The organism is Peribacillus sp. B65, assembly GCF_058513295.1.
This window is the reverse complement of sequence record NZ_CP195840.1, coordinates 1,934,180-1,954,585: the sequence shown is the minus strand read 5'-3', so window position 1 is coordinate 1,954,585 and position 20,406 is coordinate 1,934,180. Positions and strand designations below refer to the sequence as shown.

The window sequence follows — 20,406 nt, the reverse complement described above, 5'->3', positions numbered from 1 at the left end:
ATACACATTATTATACCATAAAAACAATCAGATGAAATGGTCAACGTTTATAAAATGAAACTTCCAAAGGTAAGGAAATTATCGACTTTTGCTCTTCAAAAAAATGGATGCGGGAAATTTACAGCTTGTTAAACGTGATATCAGATGATTGATTTACTAATTAACCAAGTATTGAGAATATCATTTGTCAGGTGAATTCTTTTTGGAATCACTTTCTATCTCGCCGAATGGAGTATAGACTTTTGCATGGCCCCTGATTTTAATTGCCGAGGTATGTTCCGTGAATTGTGCGATCATCACCTCTCCTGAGTCAAGTTTTTCGGAGTGATGAAACTTGGTGTCCGTTCCCCTTGTCAACCCGATGACGTTCACACTATCCTCAATGGCTTTGATTACGACAAAATCATTCAAGATCTTTTTTTCATTCATTTTTTCCTGCCCCCATGTCCTTAGTCTTTAATGAATGCCAGCACTTCAGCTCTAGTACGATGATCCTTCGCAAAAGTTCCCCTTACAGCTGAGGTCACTGTTTTAGATCCAGGTTTTTTTACACCTCGCATGGTCATGCACATATGTTCAGCCTCTACTACAACCATTACACCATGAGGCTCGAGCTTTTCCATTATCGAGTCAGCAACTGTGGAAGTGATGCGCTCTTGAAGCTGCGGACGCTTCGATACAGCCTCAACCGCCCGTGCCAATTTACTTAAGCCAGTCACTTTTCCGTTTTTCGGAATATATGCTACATGGGCTTTCCCGTAAAAAGGGACTAAATGATGTTCACATACTGAGTAAAACGGAATATCCTTTACAAGTACGAGTTCTTCATGGTCCTCTCCAAAAACAGTATCGAAATATTCCTTTGGATCCTGATTAAGTCCAGAAAAAATTTCTTCATACATTCTGGCTACACGGCCAGGAGTATCCAGCAGTCCTTCCCTCGTTGGGTCTTCCCCTACAGCCTCAAGAAGCATTTTAACCGCTTCTTCCAATTTGGCATGATCAACATTAGCCATTTTTGTACCTCCTAAAAAATCAATAATATTATGTATTCAGATAAAAAATCCAAAGCGCGTTGCACCCGGATATCCATAATTGCAATTATTAAAGAAGACCCCTACATTGAGCCCTTGAACGGCAGTTTCGCCGGAAGCGGTTTTTGGATGGTCATTTCCTTGTGACGGATTAACCATCTACAGCGTTCCTAAAATATTCACTGTCTTTTATATTATCACAGATGGAATTTAAGAAGCAAAAAAAGGGCCGCGTTTTCACGCGGCCCTTTTCGGTTAAGCACCCGTATGTAATGGTAGAATTACTTCACTGCATCTTTCAGCGCTTTACCGGGTTTGAAAGCTGGCACTTTGCTAGCTGCAATTTCGATTTCGTCACCAGTTTGTGGGTTACGGCCTTTACGAGCCGCACGTTCACGAACTTCAAAGTTACCAAAACCAATCAATTGGACTTTATCACCGTTTTTTAGAGCTTCTAAGATTGTATCAAAAACAGCATCAACAGCTTTTGTAGCGTCTTTCTTAGAAATTTCAGTTGCTGTAACAACTTCATTAATTAATTCTGTTTTGTTCATGCCATTCACCTCCTCCCAAAAGGAATCTTTATAAAAAATCATTATTACAACACTATAATAGTGATTTGATATTAGCTTCGGTCCAAAATTTTCATTCCCTGGCAATCAAGGATTACCAAGCCGAATTGATTTCCAAATAATTCATACGAAAAGTTTATAAATACGTTGAAATCGCTGTTATAACGCGTTTTCTGTATGTAGATTATCACAAACCCTATTAGCTTAGCAAGGGAATTCAAAAAATAATGGGAATCTTTTCATTAATAATTGTATATATTATAAATTTTGTCTTTCGCTATTCATCATTTCCCTTTTTTATAGAAATTAAACTTATTATATTGCTGAAAATCGCTTAACCACAGGGTTTTTTCAAGATTATACTAAAAAACAGCAGATTATTTCAAATTTTAGCGCTCATAAATGATATTTTTCTTGTGATCCTGAGTATTTCGCATGCAAAAAGACCAATCCATAAATGGAGTTGGTCCAGCTTTTAAACATTTTTATAAGATGATGGCAATCAATCCCCCACTGCCCTCATTGATAATCCTCTCCAGTGTTTCTTTCAATTTGTAGCGGGCATTGTCAGGCATCATCGCTAATTTCACCTGTATGCCTTCCCTTACATAGGAACTTAGGCTTCTGCCAAAAATATCTGAGTTCCAAATGGAAAGTGGATTGTCTTCGAAATCCTGCATCAGATACCGGACTAATTCTTCACTTTGCTTTTCAGTACCGATGATTGGCGAGAATTCGGATTCGACATCAACCTTGATCATATGGATGGAAGGAGCTACGGCTTTTAGCCTGACACCGAATCTGGCTCCCTGACGGATGATTTCCGGTTCATCAAGACTCATATCGTTGAGGGAAGGGGCTGCGACACCATATCCTGTTTGTTTGACCATTCTCAATGCATCGGCCACCTGGTCATACTCTGCTTTGGCATACGCAAAATCCTGCATTAAAGATAATAGATGATCCTTGCCCCGAATCTCCACACCGACAATTTCCTTCAGAATATCATCATAGAGTTCATCAGGGGCGTATAGGTCGATCTCTGCAACACCCTGCCCCATCTCAATGCCTGCAAGCGCTGCACGGTCAATGAACTCGAATTCATTGAAATGACCGACAACACGATCTACATCCCTCAGTCGTTTAATGTCCTTGACGGTCTCTTTAACCGCTTCCTGGTAACTTTCCCTCAACCAATGATCCTCGCGCAAAACCATTACCCAGCTCGGAAGATTAACATTGACCTCGAGAACTGGAAATTCGTACAGGGCCTCGCGGAGTACGCTGTAAACGTCCGATTCCCGCATACCTTCGACACTCATCGCCAATACAGGGATATCATACTTTTCCTGCAGGGATTCCTTCAGGGCTATCGTATTCGGGTGGTGAGGCTGAACGGAATTGACAATCATGATAAATGGCTTGCCAACCTCCTTCAATTCTTCGACAACCCGTTCCTCTGCCTCTAAATAATCACTTCGCGGGATTTCTCCTATCGACCCATCCGTCGTAACGACCACGCCTAATGTGGAATGATCCTGAATTACTTTGCGAGTACCGATTTCAGCAGCTTCATTGAATGGAATCGGCTCTTCATACCAAGGCGTATGAATCATCCGGGGACCATTTTCATCTTCATACCCTTTAGCCCCAGGTATTGTATAACCGACACAATCGACTAAGCGGATATTCACGTCGAGACCTTCAGCCACTTGAATCGATGCTGCCTGGTTCGGTACGAATTTGGGTTCCGTCGTCATGATCGTCTTTCCAGCAGCACTTTGAGGCAATTCATCCTGTGCCCTTGCGCGGTCCGCCTCTGACGGAATATTCGGAATGACGACTAGCTCCATGAATTTTTTAATAAATGTGGATTTCCCCGTCCTGACGGCACCGACCACCCCCAAATATATGTCGCCACCGGTCCGTTCAGCTATATCTTTAAAAATATCTACCTTTTCCAAGGTATCCCCTCCCGAATTAGAGTTTTGGGATTTCGTTTATCCATTTGCATTTATTTAGGACAATATATATCTATGATGTTGTCCTAAAAATTTATTCCAATTATTTCCCTGGTTCAATCCCTTCCTCCACCAGAAATTTTATATAAGGGTTGTTATTTTAAAAGTAAGATGAAATAAAGATAAAAGAAATAACCCTTCCCCTACAATATATTTTGTAGAAGAAGGGTTATGCCTATTTTGTAAGAAATATTGGATTTTTTGTTTTTTCATCAATTGTATATGGCAATGAATAGGCAGGGACGAACTCCGAACTCTGCACCAGCAGTTCCCGGATATCTTCACCTGGCTTCATTTCCCCCTCATGTTTCTTCAATGCCTCAATTAAATCCGGGGTATAATCAACAAAAATACTGCCTTGACCATCAACTACGAGATATAAGTCTTTTTGTGAAAATGGACTCGTGACCGTCGGAGCTTCCTTCAGGCCCATTTTTTCATAATCAAGCGTGAAGACATTACCGGATAACCTTTCCTTAAATGGCGGATATCCGTTGCTTTGCTGATAGGCAGTCAATCTCAAGGAAACATCCTGAATCTTTTGCGCCATCCTGACATCCAACAGCTTTACGGTCGGATCATTTTCAACATTAACGAGGATGTATTGAAAGACGCCTCCTGATTCAAATGCATTGTCCGGCGGTTCAGCCATATACCTCGGTGAAATCTTCGAAAATTTTATGACATATTTTTGATAAATCGGTGTATCAGCATCTTTTGTAACGATGGGCAGTATGCCACCTTCATCTTTCTGAAATTGATCCACTGCACTTTGGACGGATTGTATTTGCTCTTTATAAGGCAATTGGTTTTGCATTTTTTGCTTCTCTGGATATAAGCAGCCAGATAATGATACAAAGATGCAAAGTAAACATAATATTTTGAAAAAATTTCTCATCATTTCTCCTCACCTATCAAGTGGTTGGCCCGCTAAGAACAACGATAAGGATGATCAATCCGGCCAGAATCATAAGTATGTATGCGATAATTGCTGTCAAGACTCTCCAAAAACCTTTTAATTTATAGCGGCTTAAGTAAATTAGAAATATAGAGATAATCATAAAGCCCATTGCTATAAAGGATATCCACATTTTTTGCAGAGCAGGTGTCATATCTTCATCACTCCTTTTTCCAGAAATTATTATAACATACCAAATTACGTTAAAGGAATTAAATCCTTTTCCAATCTGGGTAATTCCCGTTTTCATGACGCATTTTCATGAAAAAAAATATAAAACGGGAACTAAGTGTAGTAAAAGTGATTTCCATACCTCCTCCCTCCAAGCAACAAAAAAAGCCCAAAGGCTGTTTCAGTTTATAAACAAACTCGATAATAACTGAGTTTGCCGACAATTTTTTAAGGCGTTTAAAATTTACCGTTGATTGGAACGCAGGGCATTCGCTTTCCGCAGCCGGTCTTTGGAGCCTCCCCGGTGCTATTAGCGCCTGCGGGGTCTCTCTTGGACCGCTTTCCCCGCAGGAGTCTCGTACATTCCGTTACTCCTTAATTAGAAGGATGAAAACTTGAGGTGATGAGGGTACCTTTGATCAGCTTGAAATGTTTACTTTAGACCACCTGGTGCAGCAAACCATTTGGTTAGTTAGGCTGCCATTAATGTAAAGAAGATGGCCGACTGGACTTGACGAAGGGTAGAAATGGTCTAAATAAATGACCTTGGAGTTCACTATTCCTAAAATTGCTACAAAGCAAAAAATAACAAAAAGGTTTCGGAATAAGACCATTCCGAAACCTTTTTATCTAAAATCCGAATCAGCCCAAAGGCTGTTTTTCTGCTTTTTTAAATTAAGATTGAAGCGTCGGCAAGACCTCTTTAAACGCTTTAATGACTGTATCGACTTCATCCAACTTAATAGTCAATGACGGCTCAATCCTGATTGTTTTGGAATTGATAAGCGTACCTGCCACCAAGATGCCTTTATCAAAGAGGGCTTTTGAGAATTCATAACCCACTTCATCTTTATGGAACTCAATACCAATCATCAATCCTTGGCCGCGGATTTCCAAAACCTTATCTTTGTGCTCAGCAGCAACTTCCCTTAACCCATTTAGGAAGTATTCACCAACTTCTGCAGCACGCTGCGGTAAGTTTTCTTCCAAAAGTACGTCGATCGTAGCAATGGCCGCAGCACAAGCGAGTGGATTTCCTCCAAATGTAGTTGTGTGCATGAATGGATTGTCGAACCAGCTTTTAAACACTTTCTCATTGGCTACGACAGCCCCTGCAGGCATTACTCCGCCGCCAAATGCTTTCGCTAAACAAATAATGTCCGGAACAACATCATATAGCTCAGAAGCGAACATTTTACCTGTCCGTCCCATCCCTGTTTGCACTTCATCCAAGATCAATAACGCATCATATTCGTCACATAATGCCCGAACCTGCTTTAAATAATCTTGCGGAGGAAGAATGACCCCTCCTTCACCTTGAATAGGCTCCAACAGCACAGCAGCAACATCTTCACCGACCAATGCACAACTTTCAAACGTTTTTCTCATCATATCCAGATCACCGAATGGTACATGACGCACACCTGGTACCAACGGGATGAAAGGTTTTCTGAACATGCCCTTTGCCGTTGCCGATAGGGAACCAAGGCTTTTCCCATGAAATGATTTTGTCGTGGAAATGATCGTGAATCGGTCACTGTACATTTTAGCCAGCTTAAGTGCAGCCTCCACGCTCTCGGTACCGCTGTTCGTAAAGAACGAGTATTTTAGATCTCCCGGTGTGATGTCGGCAAGGATCTTGGCAAGCATTGCACGTAATGGATCAAGTAAGTCCTGGCTATGAAGGGCTTGTCTTTGCAATTGATCGGTTACGGCCTTTACTACTTTAGGGTTACGATGGCCAACATTATAAATACCAAAGCCACCTAAACAATCAATATATTTTTTTCCATTTACATCGGTAAAACAGGAATCTTGATCAGACCACTCCACGGAAGCGAATTGCGTGTCTTTAGTGACCGTCTTCCGATATTCCAAAAATCCAGGGTTTACATGGTTACGGAAATTCTCGACCGTTTCTCTTGTTACCCACTGCGCGTCTTCTTTTGAAATTTCTTTTTGTTCGATTAATTGAAGCACTTTTTTAATATAATCTTGGGTTGCTGATTGGTTAGCTTGAGTGTTTTTACTTTCTACGTTAATTGACATTTTATAAGCTCCTTTTTTTTATAACTTTAGTGGATGGTTAATTGAGATTGCTTCTTTTATAAACTTTGATGCTTACCTCCCTTTTTTCTTATACTTACTTATCAAGCAAGAACCATGCCAAGTTAATTTACCAACAAAACAGCATTCTTTTTGTTAAATTACGTTATAATTATGCAAATTTGCATAACGATATTTCAATTCGCATAACCATCCTTGTAAATCATAAAAAAGACTGCCCAAATGCTACTATAAAAATAAAAGCCGTTGACAAGCGATTTTTCATCACTCGGCAACGGCTTTTATTCAATATGCATTTTTTTCGATTTTCTTACTCTGTTCAGCTAACACTTTTTGATACTTCCTGCTCACTGACGATTGACTTATACCGAGCGCTTTTGCCGCTTTGGTCGTAGTTTTATACTGTTTCATGGCAAGCATGATCAATTGCTCTTCGACATGATCCTGTGCTTCCTGCAGCGGAAGGATTCTCGTAATGATGGGTTTCGATTGTTTAAAGTCACTGCCCACAGGTATGAACCTTTGAATGAAATCAGCATCGATCGTCTCTTCATCTGCAGAAACAACCAACCTTTCAATCATGTTCTGCAATTCACGGATGTTCCCCGGCCATGTATAGACTTCCAGGATATTTAATGCATCAGGGGAAAAGTGGTAATTCCGCTGATACCTTTCATTCAGTTTTTGCAGGAAATGAAAGGCTAGTGGCGGTATATCCTCCGGCCTTTCCCTTAAAGGGGGCACATGTATGGGTATGACGTTTAATCTATAGAATAAATCTTCTCTGAACGTCCCCATCTCGACCATTTTTTCCAGACTCTTATTCGTGGCCGCAACAATTTGAACATCAATGGAAATGGGTGTAGTGCTGCCAATCGGAATCACTTCCTGTTCCTGGAGGACCCGCAGTAGCTTGACTTGCAGGTGTATGGGCATGTCACCCACTTCATCAAGGAATAAAACACCTTTATTGGCCTGCTGAAAGTATCCTACCTTCCCATTTTTATCTGCTCCTGTAAAGGAACCCTTCGTATAACCAAACAATTCACTTTCGAGGAGGTTTTCCGGAATCGCCCCGCAATTTATCTTTAGGAAAGGCTGCTTGGACCGCCTGCCCATTTTATGAATGGCTTCGGCTATCACTTCTTTACCTACTCCCGACTCCCCGTTGATCAATACGGTTGATGAGAAATGAGCGATTTTCTTGACTTGGCTGATTATCTGCTCCATTTTAGGACTTGCAAAAACCAACTCTTTATAAAATTGATCCTGTTTTTTGAATGAATCCAGTTCTTTCCTCATTTCATTTAATTCAGATTTCAATTGTGTCGTTTCCGTTATATCCCTTGATGCAATGACTATTCGATCTATATCCCCTTTTTCATTGAACACAGGGGTGCCGACGGAAAGGACTTTCTTATTCATTTTCGTATCTTGGACAATCGATACTTTCTTTTTTTGTTCAAGGACTAACCGGGTGACCGAAGGATTAAAAATCCCTTCATCTTCTAATTGCAAAAGATTCTTCCCAATATAATCTTTTAAATCCTTACCCCAGAATCCTGAGATGATGCTGTCACTATAACGCAGCAGCTCTCCTTTTTGATTGACTACAAGTATTTCATCATAGATATTCGCTAAAATGGCATTCAAGTCTTTATTCGAGCTTTTTATCAATTCTATTTCCATGGCCATTTCCTCAACCATCGGTAAATCCTGAACGATGATGATCAGGCCTTCAACTTCTTTTTCATGGTTCAGAATCGGGCTATAGTCGACAAGCACACTCATGACATCAGTAATCTCCAACTGATTCAGAATACTGCTCCCACTGGCAAACACGCTATGTATATGCTGCTTATTGAAGATGTCCGCAGCAGGTTCATTTAGGACTTGTTCAGAAGGCTTTTTTATCATCTTCAAGCCTGATTCATTGAAGTTCACGATATTTTTTTCTTTATCAGCTACAAAAATCCCCATAGGTATGGAGGTTAAAATAACATTTAGCAGGTCTAAATTCTGTTTGCTGTCCTGCTTGAATAATTCTGCTAACACATCTTCCCTTTTTACATAACCGGTAAGCAGGCCATCATCCGTTTTTATCAGCACGATAGGTTCTCCGATAATTTGAAACAGAAGCGGCAAGGATATGTTAGGGGTTAATTTACAGACATTATCAATCGAAAAAGCATACTGTAAAAGCTGATCGACTGTCGTTATTTTTTCATTTAACGGGAGGTCATCCATGCGGATATACGCAAACACATGATTTTCCTTCATAAGAAAGAAGAAAGGTTCCTGTATCTCATGAATTTTTTGGTCTGATAATGTAGGCTGATCAATTGTAATAGTTATGAATGGTCTTATTTTATCATCCGGAATAGATAACACAGTTTCACTCTCCTTTTGTAACCTAACCTATATTTTATCACAATTCTGAATTGCTAGATAAGAAATAACATGTACGATTACTCATATCCAGCATTTACCTTTATCCATTCCACAACAAAAGGGTCCTTTAACGGACCCTTTTGACCTAAAAACCTGCTATGCACTCTAGACTTATTTTATAAAGGATCATTCACCTTTTCTTATTATTCCTGATCAGGATAGATAAAGCGATGAATATGATAATGAAAAAGCAGCCTTAGTACAGAACTCAGCCGGCTTCACCTATATCATATTGATAACAGTCACAATAATCAGTAAATTCAGTACCTCTGCAAAAGCCGGTACAGAAGGTAAAGCTGCTGAAAAGAAAAATGCTGAACAAGTAATTGCCCTTTGAAATGAATAAATAATCCATCTAAGAAAACCGGCATATGTATTGATGGAACTTTGCGCATACGCTTATACCGAACCTGCCGCAGGAATGACCTTTTCCTTCTGTCCATAATATACGCTGTGAGAAGCATCACCATTAAAGCGAGCAGGCAGGCCTCCGGAACCATTCCATATGACATCTATGCAGCAATCCAATTTGCGCTAAATCACTGTTGCTAATTCCATGTACAAAAAAACGAATAGAAAGACCTTTTCATCTTCTAATCAGCGATATTAAACCTCCTTCGTTCATGAAGTGAGTAAATTCACTATGCCTCTTCAAAACGGAATAACGGAGGGGATTCCGTAAACCATTTTGTTCGATACAGAAGATAACCAATCCCAATTACCGCCCATACAATTCCTAGGATCAATGAACTCGTCTCGAGATTAAGCCAAAGGATGAAGACCGATGCAGCACCTAAAACCGGGGACAGAATTGTTGAAAGAAATCCTTTAATCGTTCTGAAGCTTTTGTTTCTTATTGAATGGACGATTACACAAATATTCACGAAAGTAAAAGCAATTAATGCCCCGAAGTTTATGAGGGAAGTGGCGGTAACCAAATCAAGGAATAAGGCAACCAATGATATGGACCCGACAAATATGACATTAAAAAATGGCGTGTTGTATTTTGGGTGGACAAACCCAAATAGTTTTTTCGAGATCATTTGGTCACGTCCCATGACATATAGCAACCTAGAAACACTAGCATGGGATGCAAGCCCAGAGGCAAGTGTACCGCATAAAGTTCCTGCAAGAAAGAAGGCTTGAAATAACTTCCCGCCCACAAAAAGGGCTATTTCCGGAGAAGCTGCTTCTGGATCGCTAAAACGGGAAACATCCGGGAAAAATAACTGTGTAAAGAATGATGCCGTCACAAATAAAACCCCTCCGATAAGGGCGGTCAAAAAGATGGCCCGGGGAACCGTTTTAGATGGATTCGGTGTTTCTTCCGATAAAGTTGTGACAGCGTCAAACCCCAAGAAAGAAAAACACAGGATTGTAGCACCAGTTATGAGCGTCGACATCTCCATATGATGCCCGAAGAATGGCTGAACCGATAAGACCTCTCCAGTCCCTTCTCCACCCATGACCCCTTTTACGACAAGCGCCACAAATATAAGGATCACCAACATTTGAAAAAATACAAGGAAGCTATTAAAGTTGGCTGCAAAATTAACATTGAATAAGTTAATGCCTGTCATTAAAAGGACAAATGCCACCACCCATATCCACGGGTACACCTCCGGAAAAAGAGCGGTTAAGTATATTTTTGTTAATATGCCATTCACCATCGGTAAAAATAAATAATCAAGTAACGAAGACCACCCGACAAGGAAGCCTAAATGTGGATTGATCGTTTTTTGTGTGTAAGTATAGGATGAACCTGCCTGCGGATAAATTTTTACCATTTTCCCATAACTTGCGGCAGTAAACAACATCGCTAAAAGAGCAATGACATAAGCGGTTGGCACATGCCCCCCCGTTTTTTCGGAAACTATCCCAAATGTATCAAAAACAACCATCGGTGTCATATATCCAACACCAAGCAATACGATATGCCACAAGTTTAAAGACCTTTTAAGATTACCTGTTTGCATGTATCATTCCCCTTCCTTTTTTAGCGAGAAAAGTTAACCAACTTTTCTGGCCTCCCTTATAATTCTTTGGTCATATTACACCTCGCAATTTTCATACCAAAAAAAATAGTCGATTTATAACAAAAAACAAGGAAATATGTAGAATGTTTTATGCAAACTTGAATAACCTATTCAATTATTCATAATAGAACAGATGATTTTTTGCCCATAAAAAAAAGCAGAAGATATTAGATATCTTCTGCTCATTTGACTAAATCCCCCGTGCCGAGGTCAAATTACTAGTTTACTTTCGTTGCATTGTATGCTGATACACGGCAAGGCGCATCATCAAATGCCTAATTTAATGAAATTCTTTTATGAAAATCAACAGATTCGGATTTCAATCGTGCTGTCTGCTATCCAAAATGTTATAAAGTTCTTCCATTTCATTCGTTTTTGAACGATTCATCAAGAGGTCAACTGCCTTTTTCACTTCTTCCCCATTGAATAAAACATCGTACAGGGCTTCAGTGATCGGCATGTTCACTTCGTACTTTTGAGCTAGTTGATAGGCGGCTTTAGTGGTTCTGACACCTTCAACGACCATACCCATGTTTTCCAAAACTTCTTCAAGCTTTTGCCCTTTTCCAAGCATATTCCCAGCTCTCCAATTACGGGAGTGTACGCTTGTACAAGTGACGATCAAGTCGCCAATCCCAGCTAAACCTGAAAACGTAAGCGCGTTAGCCCCCATGGCCACCCCTAGACGGGATATTTCAGCCAATCCTCGTGTCATTAATGCAGCCTTGGCATTATCCCCATAGCCTAAACCATCCGTAATTCCGGCAGCCAATGCTATGATGTTCTTTAATGCCCCTCCGATTTCAACACCAATCAAGTCCGGATTTGTATATACACGGAAATTATTATTGATGAAGATGTCCTGAACCCTTTCGGCAGCCTTCATATTCTTGGAAGAAACGGCAACTGTTGTCGGGTGACGTAGACTGACTTCTTCAGCATGACTCGGTCCTGAAAGAACCACTATATCTTTAAGCCAATCCGCCGAAGAGACTTCTTCAATCATTTCCGATATACGAAGCAGGGAATCAGGTTCAATCCCCTTACTTACATGAACGATTGTCAATGGCTTATCATGAGCCTCTTCAATCTGACCAAGCACTTCCCGGTAGGCTTTGGTCGGCACAGCCAAAATTATTATTTCAATCCCGACCAATGCTTCCTTAATCGAAGAATAACCTTTAATCCCCAAAGGCAATTCAATCCCAGGCAAGTATTTTTCATTCGTATGTTTTTGATTTATTTCATTGATTTGATTCTGATTATGTCCCCACAATCTCACTTCATGCTGGTTATCAGCGATCACGAGCGCTAAAGCAGTTCCCCAGCTCCCTGCTCCGATCACTGCGATACTTTCTTTATCTTTCACCATGGTATAACCACCTTTACTATTTTCTCTGACGTCCAAAAATTCGTATTGGTGTTCCTTCAAAACCAAAGGCATCCCTAATTCGATTTTCTAAAAATCTCTCATATGAGAAATGCAATAACTCCGGATCGTTAACGAATACAACGAAAGTTGGCGGCTTGATCGCTACCTGAGTCGTATAATAAATTTTCAAACGGTTGCCATTATGTGTCGGTGTCGGATTCATCGCCACGGCATCCATGACCACTTCATTCAATACATTTGTCTGAACCCGGATAGCATGATTCTCACTAGCCTGATCAATGACCGGTATCAAGGTATGTGTCCGTTTTTTCGTTAAGGCAGAAAGATAAATGATTGGCGCATAATCCAAGAATAGGAAATGGGCACGGATCTTCTCTTCAAAATCCTTCATCGTTTTTTCATCTTTCTCGATGGCATCCCACTTATTGACGACGATGATGACCGCCCTACCCGCTTCATGGGCATATCCGGCAATTTTTTTATCCTGCTCACGAATTCCTTCTTCAGCGTTCAGGACTACAAGAACAACGTCTGAACGTTCAATTGCCCTTAATGCACGAAGTACGCTATATTTTTCCGTGCTTTCATACACTTTACCTTTTTTCCGCATCCCTGCTGTATCAATAATGACATATTCTTTGCCATTGTATTTATACGGAGAGTCAATCGCGTCACGAGTCGTACCTTCAATATCACTGACAATGACACGTTCTTCACCTAACAATGCATTGACCAGAGAAGATTTACCTACGTTCGGTCTTCCAATCAAACTGAATTTAATGACATCATCAGCATAATCCTGGCCGTCGAATTTAGGGAAATGTTTAGCCGCTTCATCCAGAAGGTCACCAAGACCAAGTCCATGAGACCCGGAGATTGGGAATGGATCGCCAAAACCTAACGCATAGAAATCATAAATTTGATCCTTCATTTCTGGATTATCTACTTTGTTTACTGCAAGGACAACTGGCTTTCTCGATTTATAGAGAATCTTAGCGACTTCTTCATCAGCAGCCGTTACCCCTTCACGACCATTCGTCATAAAAATTATCACATCAGCTTCGTCGATGGCTATTTCAGCCTGCTGGCGAATTTGTTCCAGGAACGGCTCGTCACCGATATCAATTCCACCTGTATCGATAATGTTAAAATCATGTGTCAACCATTCACCAGAACTATAAATCCTGTCCCGGGTCACTCCAGGAACGTCTTCGACAATCGAAACCCGTTCTCCAACTATTCTATTAAAGATTGTCGATTTTCCCACGTTCGGACGACCGACTATCGCAATTACCGGTTTTGGCATTGCTCTTCACCCTTTCTGCTACTATATCTCTGTCAAAGTCACGAAATTCATGAATGCATTTATACGGTTGCTTTGCATTATTGATTTTCATTATTTCCTTTTAAAGGAAAGAGCTGTATCCATCATCATTTAAAGGAATCTTTCATCAGTAAAAAATTCGCAACTGATGTTCATTTAAATGCAAGTATTCACGGGCAGTTTGTCCACTTGACGCCCCAATTCCTGAGGTGACGTGAAGCTGACCCTCTGCTTGCTCAAACTTGATTATAAACAGCCCAAAAAAATGAAGAAAGCTTCGGCATACGGCTTCCTTTTTTATTGTTTAGAGCATTTTACGATTATCTACAGACCTCTAACTATCCTATAGTAACAAATTTCTCGCCAATCAACAATGATTGTATGAATAAAAGCCTTCTAATTCCAGTTTGCACCATTTTGATAAATTTTTCACCATACTCTTCATTGATTAAAATTCTCTTTTCCTTGTTTTGATAAAAATCTCGATTGAGAAATTGAATAAATGTATTGGCCAGCCAGTTCCAATATTCTCCACAATATGTTTGCGCCCAAAACCAGCACTGCATTATCATGCCATGCGTAAGCAAGGGCCACATAAGGTAAAGAGTGGTAAGCAAGCAATCCAGAATATATGATATCTCCCATCATCATCCCAATTAAAAGGACGAACAATCGATGTTTCCAATTTTTAAAAAGTAATAGGATAAGATAATTCAGGAAAATACACAAAAGATAAATCGGTTTCATGATGAGCCATATCGGATCAAGCAAAGAAAAAAGTTGAAAACTGGCATAAGCGAGAGTGATAATAAGACTTCCGCTGATCAGTTCCATCATCTTGATGATTGATTCCTTCCTAATATACACACACAGTATAAAGAAAAGATACGGCCCGCTCAAATGCACGGAAACCAAGGGAGCATCCAGTTTATAGCCAGCTAATACCATAACGGCTAATAGATGAAATAGAAAATCAAAACGAAAGGGAACCGTTTTCGGAATAAAAAACATGACAATGACCCAAACTATCCATGAAATCCAATAAAATATTATTCCATCCATGCAGCGCCCCCCTTTTAGGAACATTATGGCTTGTTTATTCAAAGTATAAACGTATAGCACGGCATTTAATGAGGAAACCTTTGTCCTATAATTAGAAAAGGAGGTGTAAACATGGGAAAAGATCGGCAAGAGAAGAAATTGAAAGAAAGTAAACGGGTGGAGTCCGACAGGGACCAATCACTGGAGCATAAAGGAGCAACTAGAATGGAAAGCCCTGAAGAGGCTCGAAAAAGGAATAGTTAAGTCTATCCCTGAACAAAAAGAAGCATCTCAATCCGTTCAATTGAGATGCTTCTTTTTCTGGTCATTCATTTAGCATATGCCGAACAATCAATGCCTCTTTGAGATAACCAATGATAGGTATTGCCCTTGATGACTAATTTCGATTTCCTTAGGTCTGAGATATTACCGCACCCGAGCGCAGTCATGATGATCTTTAAATCTTCATGTATGTAATTTATTTCTTTAATCAGTTGTTCCAAGCCCAGCTCTTTATAGAGCTTGAGGAAATGCCCGGCCAAGCCGACACCCTTCGCTCCTAATGCCAGGCTTTTTGTAATTTCCAGAGGACTTTGAATTCCGCCTGATCCAATGACTGATAGCTGTGGTGAAACATTAACTGCTTCGACGATCGAAGCGGCTGTCGGTATGCCCCATTCATTGAAATATCCGAGTATTTTTGCGCGTCTCTCATTCTCGATTTTAGCAAAATTCGTTCCGCCAAACCCGCCTACATCAATGATCGAAATACCAATAGAATGTAATTGCTGCACCGTTTCCATACTCATCCCAAATCCAACCTCTTTTACGATGACAGGGATTCCGATCGTTCTATTGATTTTTTCAATTCTCGAAAGGGTACCGGCAAAATCCCTGTCCCCTTCAGGCATCGTCAATTCTTGAATTACATTGATATGAATCTGAAGGGCATCTGCCCCGATCATATCGCTGGCCCGCTTAGCCTGTTCGACTGTTGCTTCTCCACCGAGATTACCAATCAACACACCATTAGGATTTTCCTGCCTTACAACTTTAAAAGAAGCCTGCTGGCTAGAATCCTTGATAGCTGCCATTTGAGATCCGACCGCCATGGCGATTCCTGTTTCCCGAGCAGCAATGGCTAGGTCACCATTCAATTTTTCGGTTTCAGGGCCCCCGCCCCCGGTCATGGCATTTATGAAAATTGGCGAACTTAATTCAAGTCCGCCAACTTCTGCTGTGAGGTTCACATTATTCAAGGAAATACCTGGTAAGCTTTGGTGAATAAACGAAATATCTTCTAATCCTGTTTTATGCTGCTGCCCTGTCTTTAGCGCAAATTCTATATGATCTAATTTTCGTTGTTTTCTCTCCAAGGACATCACCATTATTATCTTATTTTAGTTTTTTCAATTGATCGCCGATCATTTCACCTAGCTGAAAGCCCTTCGATTCCTCAGGGATCTCATAATCCGATGTATTGTAATTAGCTTGAGGTTCTTCAAGTTCCTTAATGCTCAATGATAGACGTTGATCCGTTTCATTGACTTCCAGTACCTTCACTTCGACAGACTGACCTTCTTTAAGCACTTCTTGCGGCGTGGCAATATGCTTGTGGGAAATCTGGGAAATATGAACAAGCCCTTCCACCCCTGGGAAAATCTCCACGAATGCTCCGAAAGAAACAAGGCGTTTGACGATCCCTTCCAGTGTAGAGCCTTTGGCCGCTTTTTCTGCAATGCCTGCCCAAGGTCCCGGAAGGGTATCTTTAATGGAAAGTGAGATCCTTTCGTTATCACGGTCGATGGATAGTACTTTAACTTGCACTTTATCCCCTTCGGAAACGACATCGGATGCCTTGTCGACATGCTGATGGGAAAGCTGGGAAATGTGGACAAGACCGTCTACGCCCCCAATATCCACGAATGCACCAAAATCGGTAATCCTTTGGACCACGCCCTCAAGCACTTGCCCGCTTTCAATCTTATCCAAAACGTTTGCTTTTTGCTTTTCCTTTTGTTCTTGGACGACTGCCCGATGCGAGAGGATTAAGCGATTCTTGTCTTTCTCAAGTTCAACGATCTTGAATGTTAAAGTTTTGTTTTTGTAATCAGAAAAATCTTCAACGAAATAGTCTTCTACTAGAGAAGCCGGAACAAAACCACGTACGCCTAGATCTACAACAAGCCCGCCTTTGACGACATCTTTAACTTCAGCCTCAAATACGTCTCCATTTTCAAATTTCAATTCCAGGTCATCCCATGCTTTAAGAGCGTCAATTTTACGTTTTGATAGAATGAGAGCTTCTTCTTCGACCTTAATGACTTCCAGCTCCAATGCATCACCTTCCGAAACGGCATCTGATGCCTTTTCGACATGAAGGCTTGAAAGCTCACTGATTGGTATGATTCCATCAGTCTTGCTGTTTTCCACATCGACAATGACCTGTTTTTCTTCTACCTTTGAAACGGTTGCTTTAACTTGATCCCCAACTTTGTAATTGTTCACTTCTACCTGGTTCATATCTTCTGTCATTACTAACTCCTCCTTAACCCATGACTGATCAGCAAAATTCCTCTTCATCGGCCACATTTTTTATTTAAAGTGGTTCAATAAAAACACTTTCCTAATAAAGATAAAAACAGTTTTTTTAGAGTAATAAAGTTATATTCCTTTTTATCGGCAATAAGGAACAATACCCTTATTTTATAAATTCTAACAAAATCAGAAAATTGTCAAGTATGAAGGACTATTTATGCTCGGAAATCAATTTCCCGATTTGGTCCATGATGATTTTGGTAGCTTCATCGGCTGATATTTTCTGTTCGCGATATTCAGTAAAATTTATTGGAGGACCGTAAACGACCTTCAACGGACGCAAAAATTTATATGGGCCGATGATTGCACATGGTATGATAACGGCATCAGACCGCAAAGCGAAAAATCCAGCACCCGCCAACCCTTCTCCCAATTCACCAGTCTTGCTTCTGGTTCCCTCGGGAAACAGTCCGATCGCCTTGCCCTCCTTCAAAAGCTTTAAACCTTTTCTCAGGGATTCCCGATCGCTATTGCCCCGCTTCACGGGAAATGCATTTACTCTGGGTAATATACCCTTTAAAACAGGTGCTTGAAACAACTCTTCTTTCGCCATGAAATGAATATCCCTAGGAGATGTCATTCCAACTACGGGCGGATCAAAATTATCAATGTGATTGGCACAGATCAATACTCCGCCCTCTTTAGGGATATGTTCCTTTCCGAGCGCTTTAACCCTAAACGAAGGCGTTAAAACGCCTTTTACGATGTTCTTGGCAAATGTGTAAAAATCCAATGTCATCTTTTCCTCTCTTCTATTAAAGACATGATACTTTCTGCAACTTCCTGAATCGATAATGAAGTCGTGTCGATTTCGATAGCATCCGCAGCCTTTTTCAGTGGCGATACCTCGCGTTCCGAGTCCAGCTTGTCCCTTGTTGCAATTTCCTCCCTTAACTTTTCAATATCTGAAGGAAAACCTTTCAATAAATTTTCCTGATGCCTCCGCTGTGCCCTTTCGTCCACAGATGCGATAAGAAATACCTTAACTTCGGCGTTGGGTAAAACATGCGTACCAATATCCCTGCCATCCATGACGACACCGCCATTTTCACCAAAGATTTGCTGCCTGCGAACCAATTCTTCCCGGATGCTTCGGTGCTTTGCCACTTCCGATACGGAACCAGTCACTTCATTATTCCTGATTTGGGCTGTCACGTCCTCATTATCCAAGAACACCAACTGTCCATTTTCACTTGGTCTTAATTCGATTTCCGTATTGATGAGAACTTCTGATAACGCTGGTTCATCATCAAGAAGAATCTTTTGATTAAGGGCCTTATAGGTAAGGGCCCTATACATTGCACCTGTATCCACATATATGTAATTAAACTTTTCTGCAACAATTTTAGCAACCGTGCTTTTTCCAGCAGCAGCTGGTCCATCGATTGCGACTGATAATTTTTTTTCCATAAATCCTCCCAAGCATCCTACAATCATGCTGATTATTTAGTACCCTTTCATTTTATCACAACTAGCGGGAAAATCATTAATAAAAGGGATGTGTAGGTTCAAAATCACCTTAGTTCTTTTTTTATCACTACAGCCATCAATAGTTATCCTTTTTTGAAAATCTTCATACAAAAAAGCGGATCACCGCTTCAGACTGTAGACAATTCATAGAAAAACGAGTTTGCCTGCAGTATTTTCATTAAATTGTTCAATCTAGGTAGGGGTTTTTTCCATATAAAAAGGAAAATAAATATCACTTCTAAATCACGGTTCGGAGGAGATTCCTAACCTCATTTTGTCGACAAGATGAAATTAATCACCGCTTTTACTATCGGTCCCATTGAATGTTTCAATGATTTTCGTATAATTATTGCTGGTGACACCTTCATATCTCGAGAGCTTGGTCAAATCAATGATTTGATCCTCCCTGCTCAAAAGGAACTGGAAAAAAAATAAGCAGGCCAATTGAATGATGATCACTTTAATTAATAGTCTTTCAAATGTTTTCATAAGCCGCACCCTCCATCTGTTTATATTAGCAGTATGGATGGAATCGCTGTTTTTCATTCAATCATGTTAAACGTGCAAGCCTTTTTTCTTTAATTCGACCTGCTTTTCAAATATAAACCTCATTAATGTCTGTACATCATTTTTTGTAGGTTCAAGAAATTTGACGTGCAGCAGCATATTTCCATGCTCTTTCTCCGTTACGCGAATGATTTTGCTTTTTAACCTTAAATAATGAATCTCACCTAATTTAAGCGTGAGCGCCATCCACAGGTATAAGTGGGAAACCGATGGTATATCAGTGCCTTTTAAAAGCCTTATCGAAGCCCCGCCTGCACTTATATCCTCTGTTAATGCGCGAAAAGGGGGAAACTCGGAATGTTCTGGATGAATGGCTGTATCCAGGGTTACATCCAGGCGCACGTATTGCCTCCGTTGGATTTTCACAAACGTTTCTGCTTCGGGCAGCAAAATTTGCATCATGGGTATCCTGCCTTTCACTTTTCCAAGCACTTCAGAATCAAATATATAAACAGCCTGCTCTTCATTGGAAAATGTGACGTTCAATAGTGTCCCATCCATAAGGAATGCAGTTTTACCAGTCTCTAAATTGATGGGAAAGTCGGTATAGACACAGCCCTGTCCCATTTCGACAACCATACAATTGAACTTTTCCTTCTGTGATGAGTATTTCGGTTCGAGCATTAATATATCACCAATTTTAAACATTGTTATCCACGTCCTTTGATAGAAAGGAAACTACGTAATATTACCTATTGATTCC

Annotated in this window: 20 protein-coding genes; 1 reads left to right on the top strand and 19 read right to left on the bottom strand. The window is 40.5% G+C overall.

From position 1 onward, the window contains the following. Positions 1-180: 180 nt before the first annotated feature. From mtrB to ACSR9O_RS09585, 13 genes are all read right to left on the bottom strand, one after another. Positions 181-429, bottom strand: a complete 249-nt coding sequence (mtrB, locus tag ACSR9O_RS09645; RefSeq protein ID WP_076365643.1) for a trp RNA-binding attenuation protein MtrB — start codon at positions 427-429, stop codon at positions 181-183. A 20-nt stretch (positions 430-449) separates the two neighbouring features. After that, a complete protein-coding gene (gene folE / locus ACSR9O_RS09640; protein WP_063233209.1) occupies positions 450-1,016 on the bottom strand; it encodes a GTP cyclohydrolase I FolE in 567 nt (188 codons plus the stop codon). A 36-nt stretch (positions 1,017-1,052) separates the two neighbouring features. Continuing rightward, the gene (locus ACSR9O_RS09635) at positions 1,053-1,193 is read right to left on the bottom strand and encodes a hypothetical protein (RefSeq protein WP_157830998.1); all 141 of its coding nucleotides are present in this window, start codon (positions 1,191-1,193) and stop codon (positions 1,053-1,055) included. 122 nt (positions 1,194-1,315) lie between these two features. Beyond that, positions 1,316-1,588, bottom strand: coding sequence for an HU family DNA-binding protein (locus ACSR9O_RS09630; RefSeq protein WP_034308023.1), 273 nt, complete (start codon positions 1,586-1,588; stop codon positions 1,316-1,318). Between the two features lie 503 nt (positions 1,589-2,091). After that, a complete protein-coding gene (gene spoIVA, locus ACSR9O_RS09625) occupies positions 2,092-3,570 on the bottom strand; it encodes a stage IV sporulation protein A (protein ID WP_101222423.1) in 1,479 nt (492 codons plus the stop codon). 232 nt (positions 3,571-3,802) lie between these two features. After that, positions 3,803-4,528, bottom strand: coding sequence for a YphF family lipoprotein (locus ACSR9O_RS09620; RefSeq protein WP_491724317.1), 726 nt, complete (start codon positions 4,526-4,528; stop codon positions 3,803-3,805). A 13-nt stretch (positions 4,529-4,541) separates the two neighbouring features. Then, the gene (locus ACSR9O_RS09615; protein WP_101222425.1) at positions 4,542-4,739 is read right to left on the bottom strand and encodes a DUF2768 domain-containing protein; all 198 of its coding nucleotides are present in this window, start codon (positions 4,737-4,739) and stop codon (positions 4,542-4,544) included. A gap of 692 nt (positions 4,740-5,431) precedes the next feature. Then, on the bottom strand, positions 5,432-6,805 hold the full coding sequence (locus ACSR9O_RS09610) for a putrescine aminotransferase (protein WP_402938174.1): 1,374 nt from the start codon (positions 6,803-6,805) through the stop codon (positions 5,432-5,434). 303 nt (positions 6,806-7,108) lie between these two features. Continuing rightward, positions 7,109-9,214 (bottom strand): sigma 54-interacting transcriptional regulator, encoded by a 2,106-nt coding sequence (locus ACSR9O_RS09605; protein ID WP_230176956.1) that lies wholly within the window; start codon positions 9,212-9,214, stop codon positions 7,109-7,111. 701 nt (positions 9,215-9,915) lie between these two features. Then, on the bottom strand, positions 9,916-11,250 hold the full coding sequence (locus ACSR9O_RS09600) for an APC family permease (RefSeq protein ID WP_101222427.1): 1,335 nt from the start codon (positions 11,248-11,250) through the stop codon (positions 9,916-9,918). Between the two features lie 379 nt (positions 11,251-11,629). Then, positions 11,630-12,682: an NAD(P)H-dependent glycerol-3-phosphate dehydrogenase gene (locus tag ACSR9O_RS09595; protein WP_101222428.1), complete on the bottom strand. Its 1,053-nt coding sequence runs from the start codon at positions 12,680-12,682 to the stop codon at positions 11,630-11,632. A 16-nt stretch (positions 12,683-12,698) separates the two neighbouring features. Next, positions 12,699-14,009, bottom strand: coding sequence for a ribosome biogenesis GTPase Der (gene der, locus ACSR9O_RS09590; protein ID WP_101222429.1), 1,311 nt, complete (start codon positions 14,007-14,009; stop codon positions 12,699-12,701). 459 nt (positions 14,010-14,468) lie between these two features. After that, positions 14,469-15,089 (bottom strand): YphA family membrane protein, encoded by a 621-nt coding sequence (locus tag ACSR9O_RS09585; RefSeq protein WP_101222430.1) that lies wholly within the window; start codon positions 15,087-15,089, stop codon positions 14,469-14,471. A gap of 111 nt (positions 15,090-15,200) precedes the next feature. Here ACSR9O_RS09585 and ACSR9O_RS09580 point away from each other — a divergent pair, with 111 nt between their 5' ends. Continuing rightward, positions 15,201-15,332 carry a YpzI family protein gene (locus ACSR9O_RS09580; RefSeq protein WP_101222431.1) on the top strand — a complete coding sequence of 44 codons (132 nt, stop codon included), beginning with the start codon at positions 15,201-15,203 and terminating at the stop codon, positions 15,330-15,332. A 65-nt stretch (positions 15,333-15,397) separates the two neighbouring features. Here the strand turns inward: ACSR9O_RS09580 and fni are convergent, their stop codons facing one another. From fni to ACSR9O_RS09550, 6 genes are all read right to left on the bottom strand, one after another. Continuing rightward, on the bottom strand, positions 15,398-16,444 hold the full coding sequence (gene fni, locus ACSR9O_RS09575) for a type 2 isopentenyl-diphosphate Delta-isomerase (RefSeq protein ID WP_101223450.1): 1,047 nt from the start codon (positions 16,442-16,444) through the stop codon (positions 15,398-15,400). 19 nt (positions 16,445-16,463) lie between these two features. Then, positions 16,464-17,603, bottom strand: coding sequence for a 30S ribosomal protein S1 (rpsA, locus tag ACSR9O_RS09570; protein ID WP_101222432.1), 1,140 nt, complete (start codon positions 17,601-17,603; stop codon positions 16,464-16,466). A gap of 214 nt (positions 17,604-17,817) precedes the next feature. Next, positions 17,818-18,405 (bottom strand): lysophospholipid acyltransferase family protein, encoded by a 588-nt coding sequence (locus ACSR9O_RS09565; RefSeq protein WP_202190568.1) that lies wholly within the window; start codon positions 18,403-18,405, stop codon positions 17,818-17,820. After that, a complete protein-coding gene (gene cmk, locus ACSR9O_RS09560; RefSeq protein ID WP_230176957.1) occupies positions 18,402-19,076 on the bottom strand; it encodes a (d)CMP kinase in 675 nt (224 codons plus the stop codon). The genes ACSR9O_RS09565 and cmk overlap by 4 nt, the downstream gene beginning before the upstream one ends. Positions 19,077-19,427: 351 nt before the next feature. Continuing rightward, the gene (locus ACSR9O_RS09555; protein WP_101222433.1) at positions 19,428-19,625 is read right to left on the bottom strand and encodes a YpfB family protein; all 198 of its coding nucleotides are present in this window, start codon (positions 19,623-19,625) and stop codon (positions 19,428-19,430) included. A 66-nt stretch (positions 19,626-19,691) separates the two neighbouring features. Next, the gene (locus tag ACSR9O_RS09550; RefSeq protein WP_491724316.1) at positions 19,692-20,351 is read right to left on the bottom strand and encodes a flagellar brake protein; all 660 of its coding nucleotides are present in this window, start codon (positions 20,349-20,351) and stop codon (positions 19,692-19,694) included. Positions 20,352-20,406 lie beyond the last annotated feature (55 nt).